Source organism: Vibrio sp. QJM3NY_15, from assembly GCF_057785995.1.
Genome location: NZ_CM173517.1, coordinates 914,079 through 927,025 on the forward strand (window position 1 = coordinate 914,079; position 12,947 = coordinate 927,025).

14 protein-coding genes are annotated in these 12,947 nt (G+C 44.0%); 10 read left to right on the forward strand and 4 right to left on the reverse strand.

What is annotated here, in order from left to right; all coding sequences use genetic code 11:
- Positions 1-99 precede the first annotated feature (99 nt).
- The 10 genes from ccmA (at position 100) to AC3CKG_RS04140 (ending at position 8,138) form a co-directional block, all read left to right on the forward strand.
- Positions 100-717 carry a cytochrome c biogenesis heme-transporting ATPase CcmA gene (gene ccmA / locus AC3CKG_RS04095; protein WP_029223446.1) on the forward strand — a complete coding sequence of 206 codons (618 nt, stop codon included), beginning with the start codon at positions 100-102 and terminating at the stop codon, positions 715-717.
- A 1-nt stretch (position 718) separates the two neighbouring features.
- Positions 719-1,387: a heme exporter protein CcmB gene (gene ccmB / locus AC3CKG_RS04100; RefSeq protein ID WP_017104849.1), complete on the forward strand. Its 669-nt coding sequence runs from the start codon at positions 719-721 to the stop codon at positions 1,385-1,387.
- 177 nt (positions 1,388-1,564) lie between these two features.
- Complete coding sequence (locus AC3CKG_RS04105) at positions 1,565-2,305, forward strand: heme ABC transporter permease (protein ID WP_017104850.1); 741 nt, start codon at positions 1,565-1,567, stop codon at positions 2,303-2,305.
- A 14-nt stretch (positions 2,306-2,319) separates the two neighbouring features.
- Positions 2,320-2,526 carry a heme exporter protein CcmD gene (gene ccmD / locus AC3CKG_RS04110; protein WP_017110117.1) on the forward strand — a complete coding sequence of 69 codons (207 nt, stop codon included), beginning with the start codon at positions 2,320-2,322 and terminating at the stop codon, positions 2,524-2,526.
- Positions 2,523-3,005, forward strand: a complete 483-nt coding sequence (ccmE, locus tag AC3CKG_RS04115; protein WP_017076805.1) for a cytochrome c maturation protein CcmE — start codon at positions 2,523-2,525, stop codon at positions 3,003-3,005. Before ccmD ends, ccmE begins: the two co-directional genes overlap by 4 nt.
- A complete protein-coding gene (locus AC3CKG_RS04120; protein ID WP_488528841.1) occupies positions 3,002-4,972 on the forward strand; it encodes a heme lyase CcmF/NrfE family subunit in 1,971 nt (656 codons plus the stop codon). The genes ccmE and AC3CKG_RS04120 overlap by 4 nt, the downstream gene beginning before the upstream one ends.
- Complete coding sequence (locus tag AC3CKG_RS04125; protein ID WP_065113378.1) at positions 4,972-5,523, forward strand: DsbE family thiol:disulfide interchange protein; 552 nt, start codon at positions 4,972-4,974, stop codon at positions 5,521-5,523. Before AC3CKG_RS04120 ends, AC3CKG_RS04125 begins: the two co-directional genes overlap by 1 nt.
- Positions 5,520-6,008, forward strand: a complete 489-nt coding sequence (locus AC3CKG_RS04130) for a cytochrome c-type biogenesis protein (protein ID WP_017110114.1) — start codon at positions 5,520-5,522, stop codon at positions 6,006-6,008. Before AC3CKG_RS04125 ends, AC3CKG_RS04130 begins: the two co-directional genes overlap by 4 nt.
- Positions 6,008-7,228, forward strand: coding sequence for a c-type cytochrome biogenesis protein CcmI (gene ccmI, locus AC3CKG_RS04135; RefSeq protein ID WP_076671146.1), 1,221 nt, complete (start codon positions 6,008-6,010; stop codon positions 7,226-7,228). The genes AC3CKG_RS04130 and ccmI overlap by 1 nt, the downstream gene beginning before the upstream one ends.
- 124 nt (positions 7,229-7,352) lie before the next feature.
- Entirely contained in the window at positions 7,353-8,138 is a 786-nt protein-coding gene (locus AC3CKG_RS04140) for an MlaA family lipoprotein (protein WP_102384917.1), read from the forward strand.
- Positions 8,139-8,227: 89 nt separating this feature from the next.
- Here AC3CKG_RS04140 and AC3CKG_RS04145 read toward each other — a convergent pair whose 3' ends face one another.
- The 4 genes from AC3CKG_RS04145 to AC3CKG_RS04160 all read right to left on the reverse strand — a co-directional run bounded on the left by AC3CKG_RS04145 (position 8,228) and on the right by AC3CKG_RS04160 (position 12,646).
- Complete coding sequence (locus tag AC3CKG_RS04145) at positions 8,228-9,532, reverse strand: outer membrane protein transport protein (RefSeq protein ID WP_488528842.1); 1,305 nt, start codon at positions 9,530-9,532, stop codon at positions 8,228-8,230.
- Between the two features lie 296 nt (positions 9,533-9,828).
- Entirely contained in the window at positions 9,829-11,079 is a 1,251-nt protein-coding gene (locus tag AC3CKG_RS04150) for an outer membrane protein transport protein (RefSeq protein ID WP_102361108.1), read from the reverse strand.
- A 297-nt stretch (positions 11,080-11,376) separates the two neighbouring features.
- Complete coding sequence (locus AC3CKG_RS04155; RefSeq protein ID WP_488528843.1) at positions 11,377-12,105, reverse strand: DUF3379 domain-containing protein; 729 nt, start codon at positions 12,103-12,105, stop codon at positions 11,377-11,379.
- A complete protein-coding gene (locus AC3CKG_RS04160; RefSeq protein WP_004736042.1) occupies positions 12,098-12,646 on the reverse strand; it encodes a sigma-70 family RNA polymerase sigma factor in 549 nt (182 codons plus the stop codon). The genes AC3CKG_RS04155 and AC3CKG_RS04160 overlap by 8 nt, the downstream gene beginning before the upstream one ends.
- Positions 12,647-12,947 lie beyond the last annotated feature (301 nt).

The following is a 12,947-nucleotide window of genomic DNA, read 5'->3' on the forward strand; positions in this document are numbered from 1 at the left end:
GTTTCTTACGGAGTTTGTTCCCTCGAAAACGCCTAGTCCTGTTTTGTGACCTTGTTGGTGTGCTACTATAGCCCTCTCATTACTCGACTAAATTTACCTATGCTAGAAGTCTCTAATTTAACTGCTATTCGTGACGACAGGGTTCTATTTGAATCGTTGTCTTTTCAGCTAAAACCAGGCGAACTGGTTCAAGTTGAAGGTCGTAACGGTACTGGGAAAACGACACTCCTGAGGATCATCACTGGCTTAGGTGACCGTGATGAAGGCACAATCTCTTGGGATGGCAGCTCTATTGAGTCGAGTCGAGATATTTATCATCAGAACCTTCTGTTTCTTGGGCACCAAACGGGTGTTAAGCGCGAACTTAGTGCGTATGAGAACCTTAGTTTTTATCAATCGATTCATAACGCTGATACAACTAAGGAAGAGCTCTATCATGCCTTGACTCAAGTGGGTCTAGCGGGAAGAGAAGATGTCCCTGCAGGCCAACTTTCAGCAGGTCAGCAACGCCGTGTTGCGTTGGCGCGTCTTTGGTTGAGTAAGCAAATGTTATGGATTTTGGATGAACCACTGACTGCAATTGATAAGCAGGGTGTCAAAGTTCTGGAATCTCTTTTTTCTCAGCATGCGGATAATGGTGGCATTGTGTTATTGACCACTCACCAAGATATGTTTGCTGACAGCCCGAAACTAAGAAAAATAAAGTTGGGTGAGTAATATGATCTCTTCGATGACAATGATCATTCGACGCGAATTGCTTATCGCATTTCGCCGTCAAGCGGATATTTTTAACCCTCTGTGGTTTTTCATCATTGTAATTACCCTTTTTCCATTAAGTATTGGACCAGAGCCAAACTTACTCGCTCGCATTGCAGCAGGCATCGTTTGGGTTGCCGCTTTACTTTCTGCATTGCTTTCTTTAGAGCGTTTGTTTCGCGATGATTTTCAAGATGGCGCCCTTGAGCAGATGATGCTGATGCCCATCCCGTTGCAGTTGGTAGTATTGTCCAAGGTCATAGCACACTGGTTATTGACCGGGTTACCATTAATTTTGATTAGTCCTTTATTGGCGGTATTACTGTCTTTGGATTTCGATACCTGGCTGTCGGTTGTTTTAACGTTATTGGTCGGTACACCTGCATTGAGTTTTATTGGTGCGATTGGGGTGGCTTTAACGGTAGGGCTTCAGAAAGGTGGTGTGCTTTTAAGCCTGCTTATTTTACCGCTTTATATCCCAATTCTTATATTTGCTACATCAGCGATTGATGCGGCAGCACTAGGTGTTGCGTATAACGGACAGTTAGCAGTGTTAGGGGCGATGTTAATGGGCACAATGACGCTTACCCCATTTGCTATCAGTGCAGCACTGAGAGTGAGTGTTAACTAGTTAATTATCTGATTAAAACTAGCTAACTAAGCGCTCACTTCCACTTTGTTTGTTCAGAGTGAACTAATTAACACTTTCAAACTCATAGAGTCACTGGAAAAGATACAAGCCAACTAAATTATAATAATTATAGCTGTGATAGCTGTAAGCAATATGAAGTAAGAGTGAGATTACAACATGTGGAAATGGCTCCATCCCTATGCCAAAGCAGAAACGTCTTATCAGCTCGCTGGTAAACTTTTGCCATGGTTCTCTATCCTAGCGCTATTGTGTCTATCCGTCGGTACTGTATGGGGGCTCGCGTTCGCACCTTCAGATTACCAACAAGGTGATAGTTTCCGAATCATCTACATCCATGTTCCGTCAGCAATTTGGTCTATGGGCGTATACATGTCTATGGCGATTGCTGCCTTTATCGGTTTGGTATGGCAAGTAAGACTGTCTGAAATGGCTGCGTTGGCAATGGCTCCGATTGGTGCTGTGTTTACTTTTATCGCGCTATTAACGGGTGCGGTTTGGGGTAAACCAATGTGGGGTGCTTGGTGGGTTTGGGATGCTCGTTTAACCTCAGAGCTGATTCTACTATTCCTATATTTGGGTGTGATTGCATTACACCACGCCTTTGATGACCAAAAAACAGCGGCCAAAGCGGCGGGTATTTTGGCTATCGTAGGTGTTATCAACCTGCCGATTATTCACTTCTCTGTTGAGTGGTGGAACACTCTACATCAGGGCGCGACAATCACTAAGTTTGATCAGCCTTCTATTTCAAATGACATGTTATGGCCGCTTCTTCTGAACATATTCGGTTTCGCCTTCTTCTTTGGTGCAGTCACTATGGTGCGTTTTAGAAACGAAATCATCAGTAAAGAAAGTCACCGTCCGTGGGTTCGTAAACTTGCGGCTGATAAAGCGTAGTAGGGTAGGTAATTATGTATTTTGAATCTCTGAGTGATTTCTTTGCCATGGGTGGCTACGCCTCATATGTATGGAGTGCATTTGGAATCACATTCCTTGCGATGATCGTCTTACTGGTAGTAAGTGTTCGTCGTGGTAAGCAATTACTAACTGAAGTACAAGCGAAGATTGATCGTCAAGCTCGTATTGATGCAGCAAAAAATATGGAGAACACTCTATGAACCCAAGACGTAAAAAGAGGCTGGGCATTGTCTTAGCGATCTTTTTTGGTATCAGTGCAACTGTTGGATTAATGGTTTATGCACTTAACCAGAACATGGATCTGTTCTACACGCCAACTGAGCTTGTTAATGGCAAAGACGGCAAAAAACCTGAAGTTGGCCAACGCCTACGTATTGGTGGCATGGTTGTAGTCGGTTCTGTAAGCCGTGACAACGAATCACTACGTGTAAGCTTTGATTTGAAAGATGTTGGCCCTAAAGTGACAATTTTATACGATGGCATTCTTCCTGATCTTTTCCGCGAAGGGCAAGGTATTGTTGCTCAAGGCGTTCTAAAAGATGCGACAACAATTGAAGCGTTCGAAGTATTAGCGAAACATGATGAAGAGTACATGCCCTCTGAAGTTGCTGAAGCAATGAAGAAAACCCATGAGCCAATGCAGTACTCGACAGAACAAAAAGAAGGAAGTGCTCAATGATAGCCGAGATCGGCCACTTTGCCATGATCCTGTCCCTAGGGCTGGGATTGCTTTTGAGTGTGCTCCCACTGTATGGAGCCTCTCGAAATAACACTTTATTGATGAATAGTGCACGACCGTTGTCGTGGGGTATGTTCGGATTCCTAGCGATTTCGTTTTTCATTTTGTGTTACGCGTTTTACACCAATGATTTTACGATTCAATACGTAGCAAGTAACTCAAACAGCCAACTTCCTTGGTACTACCGCATTACTGCGGTTTGGGGCGCTCACGAAGGTTCTTTATTACTTTGGGTTCTAATCCAAGCGGGTTGGACGGTTGCTGTTGCTACGTTTAGCCGCGGTATGCCTCAAGAGTCTGTGGCTCGCGTACTTGCAATCATGGGTTTGATTACTGTCGGCTTCTTGCTGTTCATTATCATCACGTCTAACCCGTTCTTACGTACGCTGCCTTTCTTCCCTGTTGATGGCCGTGACTTAAACCCACTATTGCAAGATCCGGGTTTGATTATTCACCCGCCAATGCTTTACATGGGTTACGTAGGTTTCTCGGTAGCGTTCTCTTTTGCTATTGCCTCTCTAATGAGTGGCCGTTTAGATACGGCATGGGCTCGTTGGTCTCGTCCTTGGACAATCGCTGCTTGGTTATTCCTAACAGTAGGTATTGCACTAGGTTCATGGTGGGCTTACTACGAACTTGGCTGGGGTGGCTGGTGGTTCTGGGATCCAGTAGAAAACGCTTCATTCATGCCTTGGTTGGCTGGTACTGCATTGATGCACTCACTAGCGGTAACCGAAAAGCGTGGCACGTTTAAAGCTTGGACAGTATTGCTGGCTATCTCTGCATTCTCACTAAGCTTACTCGGTACGTTCCTAGTTCGTTCGGGCATCTTAGTATCGGTTCACGCATTCGCGTCAGATCCTGCTCGTGGTATGTTTATTCTAGGTTTCCTAGTGTTCGTTATCGGTGGTTCACTGCTGTTGTTTGCTGTTAAAGGCGCATCGGTTCGTGTCCGTGGTAACTTCGATTTAGTTTCTCGTGAAAATGCACTACTCGGCAACAACATTTTATTGATTGCTGCGTTGGTGGTTGTGTTAGTCGGTACTCTACTGCCGTTAGTTCACAAACAGTTAGGCTTGGGCTCGGTTTCAATCGGTGCTCCATTCTTTGATATGTTGTTCTTCTGGTTAATGATTCCGTTCTCGTTCCTATTGGGTATCGGTCCACTGATTCGTTGGAAGCGTGACAACCTGTCTAAGCTTATTAAGCCCATGTTGGTTTCAGGTATCTTCTCGCTAGGTTTAAGTGCGCTAATGGTGACACTGCTGGCTGACCGCTTCAGTGGTACTGCTTTTGCTGGTTGGGTTATGGCGTTCTGGATCTTCTTCATGCACGGCTTTGAGCTGCATGAGCGTGCGACTCACCGCCATACCTTCCTGAAAGGTCTAACTAAACTGCCTCGTAGCCATTGGGCGATGATCTGTGGCCATATTGGTTTAGCTGTGACAGTGATCGGTATTGCGATGGTGCAAAACTACAGTATTGAACGTGATGTTCGTCTGGCACCTGGCGAAAGCTACCAGCTAGAAGAGTACGATTTCCTATTCACAGGGGTTCGTGACAAAGATGGTCCTAACTACGATGGTTACATCGCTGACTTTGAAATTACTAAAGAAGGCAAATACATCAACACGCTTCACGCTGAAAAACGTTTCTACACAACCGCTAAGTCTATGATGACTGAAGCGGCGATTGATCGTGGCGTAACACGTGACTTGTACATCGCAATGGGTGAGCGTTTAGACGACAATAAGTCTTGGGCAGTTCGTATCTACTACAAACCATTTGTACGTTGGATCTGGGCGGGTTCTTTGATCATGTCGATTGGTGGCGTAATTGCAATCAGTGACCGTCGTTACCGTTTCCGTAAGCCAACGAAAAAGTCGGCTCAAGAGCAGGAGGCCTAATGAACAAGAAGATTTTATTCGTTCCACTGATTGCTTTTATGATTCTAGCTGGAGTCTTTGCAACCCAACTGATGCGTAACCAGTCGGGAGATGACCCGACTAAACTGGAATCGGTATTGATTGGTAAGCAAGTGCCTGAGTTTGGTCTAGAGGATTTGGAACAACCAGGTAAGTTTCATGACCAAGCGATCTTTAAAGGTGAGCCATTGCTGCTTAACGTTTGGGCGACTTGGTGTCCTACTTGTTATGCAGAGCACTCTTACTTGAACAAGCTTGCTGATCAAGGCGTTAAAATTATTGGCCTTAATTACAAAGATGACCGCAATAAAGCAGTCGGTTGGCTGAACGAACTGGGCAATCCATACCTGATCAGCTTGTTCGATGGTAATGGCATGCTAGGCCTAGACCTTGGTGTGTATGGCGCACCAGAGACGTTCCTAATTGACGCTAACGGTGTTGTTCGTTACCGCCATGTTGGTGATGTGAATCCAACAAACTGGGCTTCGACACTTGAGCCGATGTACCAAGAGTTATTGGAGGAGGCAAAATGATTAAACAAACACTTGTAGCATTGTTTGCCACATTCGCTATCTCTGCCTCGGTAACAGCTGCGCCTATCGAATTTCATGAGTTTGATACGGTCGATCAAGAGCAACAATTTAAAGATTTGAGCAATACGCTTCGTTGCCCAAAATGTCAGAACAACACGATTGGTGATTCGAACGCGGAACTTGCGGTCGACTTGCGTCAAAAAGTGTATGAGATGACAAAAGATGGCAAGTCTGAGCAAGAAATTATTGATTACATGATTGCTCGTTACGGTAACTTTGTAACGTACAACCCGCCACTGACCTTAGCGACATCGATCCTTTGGGTTGGCCCGTTTTCGGTTGTTGTATTAGGTTTTGGTTTGATTGTTTTACGAAGCAGAAAGTCAAAATCGAAAGCAGTAGAGTCCAATAAAGACTGGGATGCAGACAAAGAAGCACGTTTAAAAGCGTTACTCGACGAAGAGAACGACGGAGATAAACAGTAATGACTCTATTTTGGATTTCTACAATTGTCCTTTCGCTAGCCGCAGTTTTATTGATTGTTCTGCCTTTCTTGAATAAGAAAGAAAACAACGATGACGTGCTTCGCGATGAGTTGAATAAAGCCTTCTATAAAGATCGCTTAGTTGAATTAGAAGTAGAAGCGGAAGAAGGCCTTGTTGATAACCAGCAAGAACTGATCGCTGACCTAAAACAGTCGCTACTTGATGATGTTCCGACACAAGAAAAGATCAAGAAGACACAAATCTCTACGCTGGGTGTTGTTGTACCATCAGTGATTCTTGTTTTGGTTGTTACCTACGGTATGTACTTTAAATTTGGTGCATTAGATAAGGTACAGCATTGGCAAGAAGTGAGCGCGAATCTTCCTGCATTGTCTAAAAAGCTAATGTCATCAGAAGGTGGCGCGCTAACGGATGATGAATTGGAAGATCTAACTTTGGCTCTTCGCACTCGTCTCCACTATCAACCAAAAGACTCTACAGGTTGGTTGCTACTGGGTCGTATCGCATTAGCAAACCGTGATGCTGAAACAGCGAAAGATTCAATGGAAAGAGCTTACAAGCTTGAACCTAAGAATGAAGATGTTCAATTGGGTTTCGCTCAAGCATTGATGCTTTCTCCTGATGAAGCCGATCAAAACCAAGCTCGTTTGATTTTGAGCCGCTTGATTCAAAATGATTACGTTGATCTTCGTGTGTTCTCATTACTAGCGTTCGATTCGTTTGAACGTCAAGACTACCCAGGTGCTGTGAAGTACTGGAGCATCATGCAGCAGATGATTGGTCCACAAGACAGTCGCTACGAGATGCTGTCACGCAGTATTGAAAGTGCTCAGAAGAAAATGGGCGACACCATGGGTGTTGACCAAGGTAAGAGTGTTGCAGTAACGCTTGAGCTGTCTGGCGATGTGAATGCTGATCCTAAGTCTGTGTTGGTTGTTTCGGTACATAGAGCCGATGGTTCTCCAATGCCGGTCGCAGCAGCCCGTTACCCATTGGGTTCTTTCCCTCGCACTGTTGTTCTCGATGATGGTAACAGCATGATGGAAGGGGCTAAGTTGTCTAGTCTTGAAACTCTGATGGTTAGAGCTAGGCTTGATACAGATGGTAATGTTTCAACTCGCGATGGTGATTGGTACGGCGAAAGTGAAGTGGTTGAACTGGGTGCTCCAGTGACCATCAACATCAATAAGCAATATTAATCATCAATTTGCATACGTGTTAGCTATTCCGATTTCACGATAAACGGTATAGACTTACGCAAACAATTGAGGCCAGCGATTGCTGGCCTTTTTTATTATATGAATTCCTTATGGAAAAGGTGATATGTCTGTCAGTGTTTTAAGACTCTCGAGTTTACTTTTTATCGCAAGCTTAACGGTGGGTTGTTCTAGCGCGCCAGATGAAAGCGCTAACGATAATAACCTCGAAACCTCTGAATACGTCGAAGAATCCCACCCGAATGACCCTTTCGAAGGGTTCAACCGAGCTATGTGGGATATCAACTACGAATATCTTGATCCTTATTTAGTTCGTCCTGTTTCACTCGCTTATGTTGGCTATACTCCTGTTCCAGTTCGCTCTGGTATCTCAAATTTTTTAGCCAACTTAGATGAGCCTGCAAGTATGGTGAACAACTTATTCATGGGTAATGGCGAGAAAGCACTCGATCATTTCAACCGTTTTTGGATTAACTCAACCTTTGGTCTGTTGGGCTTGATTGATATTGCGAGTGAAGCCGGGATCACCAAGTATGATGATAAGTCGTTTTCTGATGCGATTGGTCATTATGGGGTAGGGAATGGGCCGTACTTTATGGTGCCGGGTTATGGTCCTATTACGACTCGTGAAGTGACGGAGCAAGTGGATAGTTTATATGTGCCTTTAGCTCTGTTGAACTTCTGGGCAAGCCTCGGAAAGTGGGCATTTGAAGGTATGGAGACTCGTGCACAGCTAGTTTCTCAAGAAGCTCTGTTGGATGACTCGCCAGATCCGTATGCGTTAACGCGAGATGTTTACATTCAACGTCGTGACTTTAAAGCCGAGATCGAGCCTGAAGAGGTCGACCTTGAAGAAGAAGATTTGATCGATGGTTATCTAGAAGATTACTAGAAACATGATTTAGAAAATCGATAAAAGAAAGGCTCGATGTTGATGCAACATCGAGCCTTTTTAATGCTTTCTACTTTTAGGGAGGTAGATTAGAAGCGGTAGTTCGCTTGGATACCTACTAGCCAGATGCTACCTGTTACTTCACCTTCGAAGTCACCACCAAATGGTGCAGAACTTGCGTCATCTTCAACCATTTTTGCGTCTTTAGCTAGAATGTAAGTGAAGCCTGCATCTAGAGTTAGTTGCTCAGACCATTGGTAGCCAGCACCAATACTTAACCAAGTACGGTCTGTTTCTGGAATCGTCGCAGTACGGTGCTCTTCGCTTACCGCTGAAGTGTCGTAAGCGATACCGGAGCGTAGAGCCAGTTTAGGTGTCATTTGGTAAGTTGTACCGATAGCAAAGCGGTAGTTGTCTTCCCAGTTCTCTTGCTTGATATCTTGGGTTCGCGCAGGACCGAATTCAGGGATGTCAGCTACTAGTTCTTTAAAGCTGCTCCAGTTAGTCCAGTTAACGCTCGCATGTACAGCGACCTTATCTGATAGTTGATGGAAGCTTGCTAGCTCGGCGGTAGCTGGCAATGCAAGTTGCATTGAGCCGTTATATTTTGACTTTACAGGAGTACCTAAAGCGCCAGCAACAGCATCAAAAGCGACACCATTTGCGTGGCCTTCAAGCGTTAGGTCTACTTCTGACTTGTAGGTAAAACCAAGGCGGTTGTTTTCATTGATCTGCCAAGCTGTACCCACTTGCCAGCCCCATGCTGTGTCATCACCTTCCATGTATTTTAAAGCTGTACCTTGAGGCATAGGAACTAGAGAGTTAGCTGTAGATACTGCACCAAAGCTGCCTTCAGCCATGATGTAACGAATACCACCACCGATAGATACGCTTTCAAGTACTTGGTAAGCCGCGTTTAAGTTTAGCTCCATTGTGGTAACACTTGCTTCGTTGCCGTGGTTAGCACCACCAAAGTCTTTACCTAGGTCTGTTTCCATACCGTAGTTAGTACCAGCAGCAAAACCTAATGCAAACTTGTCGTTGTACTTATGAGAAACATAAAAGTTTGGAATTACTGCGCTATGTGCAAAATCACTAGAGTTTGATGAAGTAGACTTACCCATCATAGACGTAGAGGTACCGTCGATATCAATGTTCGGGTCAACATAGATAGCGCCAACAGAAACTTGTGTGCCTTCTAGGTAAGTCAGCATTGCAGGATTACGCCATTGAGCATCTGCACCGTCTGCCATTGCAGCTTCACCAGCGTACGCACGGCCAAGACCTGTTGCTGAGTATTCTGCTAGTTGAAAACCGGCTGCTTGAGTTACGGTAGAAGTCGAAAGTAGTCCAACTGCCACTGCAGCAGATAGAAGAGTCTTATTCATTTTCATTATTATGTTCGCTGAATCATAAGTATTTAGTGGCGTGATTCTACGTTTAGAGTTATTACTTTAAAAATGAAATTCGAATAAAACAGTGTTTTAGGGATTTAATGATAAAATGTGACTGATTATTAGGTAAATAGTCTGAATGTTTCGGCTGTGTTGCGAAATTTGAGCGTACACCTGTAGGCGTATTTTGCCTTTGCAGGCTACACATGTAAGCTTAAATTCAGATTGGTCAGTGGGTTAGGTAATAAAAAAGGGTCGCGGAATGCGACCCTTTGGGATAGTTAACTTCGATTATATTAGAAGCTACGGCTGTACTGCAGACCAAGTAGGATTGCATCAGCACGAGTAGTTGCTGAAACAGATGTGCCTAGAGGTGTACTTTCATTTACGTTTTTAACGTCTTCACCCAGTAGGTAAGTGAAACCGAAATCTACGTTAGATGCAGTATCGATGTGGTATGTGAAACCTGCAGAGAACCATTGGCGATCTGAATCTGGTACAGAAACTGATTTTAGGTCATCTTGAGCAGCGATGTCATACATGTAACCAGCACGTAGATCCCAATCGTTGTTTAGGTAGTAAGTAGTACCAACTGAGATGTGACCGGCATTTTTCCATTCGTATGATGCATCAGGTGTCGTAGCTGTGCCACCGAACTCGATCTTATCAAATGCTTTCCAACCAACCCACTGTAGAGAGTAGTGTACAGCAAACTTGGTATCTTCAAGTTTGTGGTAACCAGAGAATTCAGCCATATCTGGTAGCGGAAGTTTAATCTCCTGACCTTTACTATCTTCTGCAGTGATTTCAGGACTGTAGCGGTAAGATAGTCCGAAACGGTTGTTTTCGTCTAGCTCATAAACTGTACCTACGTTGAAGCCAACGCCCCAACCATCAGCTCCGTCGATGTCAACTAAGCTCAACCCATTAAATGGGCTGTTTGGATTTGCTGATAGGTTACTACTCGTTGTACGTTTAAGCGTACCTTTACCGTAGATAATATCAAGACCAGCACCGAAGCTCCATTGGTCGTTCAAGCGGTATGAACCAGCAAGACCGAAGTTAAGGCTCATAATATCCGTTTCGCCACCAAATTCTGAAGCAGCGAAATCGCTACCAAAGTCTGTAGATGTACCGAAATTAGAGTAAGCATTCACACCCCAAGCAAACTTTTCATTTACTGGAACGATAAGGTGGATGTTCGGTGCAACTGATGTACCGCCTGCGTCATCGTAGTTTGATGAGGTTGGAGTACTAATTGGGTTCATTGCTGAAGTGTAAGTAGCATCAGAAACCTTAATGTCAGTAGTGATAGTTTCGAAACCAAGAGATAACTCAGTTTTATCAAACATTGACATTGCAGCTGGGTTACGAGCCATTACTGACGCGTTATCTGCGATTACTGCGTCACCAGCGAAAGCACGACCAAGGCCGGTTGCTGATTGTGCGTTAAGTTGGAAACCTGCTGCCATCGCTTGCGAAGACGCCAGTGTGATTGTTACTGCTAAAAGAGACTTTTTAAACAGACGCGTGTTGTTGGTAGTCATTCATTTATTCCTTTATATATCCGCCTCTACAGGGCGATTAATTTGAGCAATTGCTCAATGGTGGCTGATCCTATTCGGAAGTATACGATATACAAATCCGACCATTGGAAATTTTGAGGATAAAATTATGGAAATGACGCCTATCTGACACGAAAATGGTGGGAAATGCTTCTTTTTAGAGTTTTAGCTCTAGATGTATTGTTGGTGTGAATGATTTTTCGGTTTATTTATAAATAAAGCCCAGCAATATCAAGAATATAGTTGCTGGGCCTTTTGTGACGGGGCTTTGAGAGCGAATTAGCTCATCGGTTTGATCATTTTGGTTAGCTTTTCGGCGATCTTAGAAACGTCCTCGCCATCTTCACCTACGAGGATCAGACTGCTGTCATCGATAGGTGTTACCGAGCCGGACATGCCTTTCTCATCGAAGTCGATAGATTTGTCAGTCGGAATCCCTGTTAAAAACAGCGTGACTTTGCCTTTTTCACCTTGGAAAACCATGTGCATTGCGTTGGACTTACCAAAGCCGCAATGATTTAGGTAGTAAACGTGATAGGGAAACGCTTTATCAAACTGAAAAGCAAATGGGTTCATCTTGGCATTGATCTGTTGTGATGTGACTTGTTCATCAATTCCACTGACGAAGCTCTTTTCATTAACCACATGTTTCATTGCCGTATCAGCTAAACTTGCTTGAGCTGGAGAGACTAACGCATTTCCCCAGTTAACTTGGCCGACGAGTAAACCTGCAACGAATGCAACTGAGGCTGCCATTGCCATCGCTCGTCGAGCAAAAGTAGGCTTTACTACTTTGCTTTCTTCGCTTGAGGTTTGATTGAAGAGAATACGATCAGCAAGATCGTCTGGCACATCCACGTTCATTGCTGAATGGATCTTCTTATCAAGCGATAGTACATCGTCTAAAAAGTTACTATTGGCTTCGCTATTTGCTGCCGCATCAATAATATCTTGTGTGCGTTGTTTAGGTTCCGACAATACACGACGACGAAATTCCAAATCATCCATTATGTTGCCCCCTCTCTGCCTCTTCTGTATCCAGCATCTCTTTCAACTGATTTCGAGCTCTGAATAAACGTGTCATCACCGTGTTTTTGTTGAGGTCGAGAATGTCCGCGATCTCATCACCACTAAACCCACCAATCACTTGCAAGAAAAGAGGTTCACGATAATCAATTTCAAGTTTCATGATCTGAGCTTGCAACCATAGATGTTGATGGTGTGGGTCATCGCTGACACTAGCATCATTACCATGATCGTCGATATCAACCAGATCAAACTGCTTGCGTTCAAAACGTCGAGCGTTCTCGCGTCTCAAGATGGTAATCAGCCAAGACTTAGCGGCTTTTTCATCTTGTAGGCTATCGAGTGACTTCCATGCTCGAAGGCAAGTCTCTTGTACTAAATCCTCGGCAATGCTTTTGTCTTTACATAACCAATAGGCGTAGCGAAAGAGGTCACGATGATAGGCACGCACGAGTGCTTCGTATTTTCTTTGTTTGTCCATATCAGAGTTGACCGGACGCTTGGCTGTTTTCTTTCCAAACATTTTTATTATTGACACACGAGCCTCCATAATTGCTCTGCGTATAGCTGTCTTCTATACGTTGTGCTTCGTTTTTATATTTTTAGAGCTAACGATCATCGGCAGGAAATCGTAAAATCACATTAAAATTGATCTACTTCAAAATCTAAGGCCTCGAACCCGTTATAGTACACCTTGTCGTCTAGTTAGTCATTCGTGGCTAGCATGTTGAGCAAGACGACACTTCCTTTTGAAGGCTGACTTTACTTTCTCCTAATCAGGAAACTGATTATTTCAATTGGCGTTAAGTTAATTGCTTTATATA

Coding starts and splice junctions, on each gene's coding strand:
- ccmA (WP_029223446.1), top strand. CDS start 100: ATGCTAGAAGTCTCTAATTTAACTGCTATTCGTGACGACAGGGTTCTA.
- ccmB (WP_017104849.1), top strand. CDS start 719: ATGATCTCTTCGATGACAATGATCATTCGACGCGAATTGCTTATCGCA.
- AC3CKG_RS04105 (WP_017104850.1), top strand. CDS start 1,565: ATGTGGAAATGGCTCCATCCCTATGCCAAAGCAGAAACGTCTTATCAG.
- ccmD (WP_017110117.1), top strand. CDS start 2,320: ATGTATTTTGAATCTCTGAGTGATTTCTTTGCCATGGGTGGCTACGCC.
- ccmE (WP_017076805.1), top strand. CDS start 2,523: ATGAACCCAAGACGTAAAAAGAGGCTGGGCATTGTCTTAGCGATCTTT.
- AC3CKG_RS04120 (WP_488528841.1), top strand. CDS start 3,002: ATGATAGCCGAGATCGGCCACTTTGCCATGATCCTGTCCCTAGGGCTG.
- AC3CKG_RS04125 (WP_065113378.1), top strand. CDS start 4,972: ATGAACAAGAAGATTTTATTCGTTCCACTGATTGCTTTTATGATTCTA.
- AC3CKG_RS04130 (WP_017110114.1), top strand. CDS start 5,520: ATGATTAAACAAACACTTGTAGCATTGTTTGCCACATTCGCTATCTCT.
- ccmI (WP_076671146.1), top strand. CDS start 6,008: ATGACTCTATTTTGGATTTCTACAATTGTCCTTTCGCTAGCCGCAGTT.
- AC3CKG_RS04140 (WP_102384917.1), top strand. CDS start 7,353: ATGTCTGTCAGTGTTTTAAGACTCTCGAGTTTACTTTTTATCGCAAGC.
- AC3CKG_RS04145 (WP_488528842.1), bottom strand. CDS start 9,532: ATGAAAATGAATAAGACTCTTCTATCTGCTGCAGTGGCAGTTGGACTA.
- AC3CKG_RS04150 (WP_102361108.1), bottom strand. CDS start 11,079: ATGACTACCAACAACACGCGTCTGTTTAAAAAGTCTCTTTTAGCAGTA.
- AC3CKG_RS04155 (WP_488528843.1), bottom strand. CDS start 12,105: ATGGATGATTTGGAATTTCGTCGTCGTGTATTGTCGGAACCTAAACAA.
- AC3CKG_RS04160 (WP_004736042.1), bottom strand. CDS start 12,646: ATGTTTGGAAAGAAAACAGCCAAGCGTCCGGTCAACTCTGATATGGAC.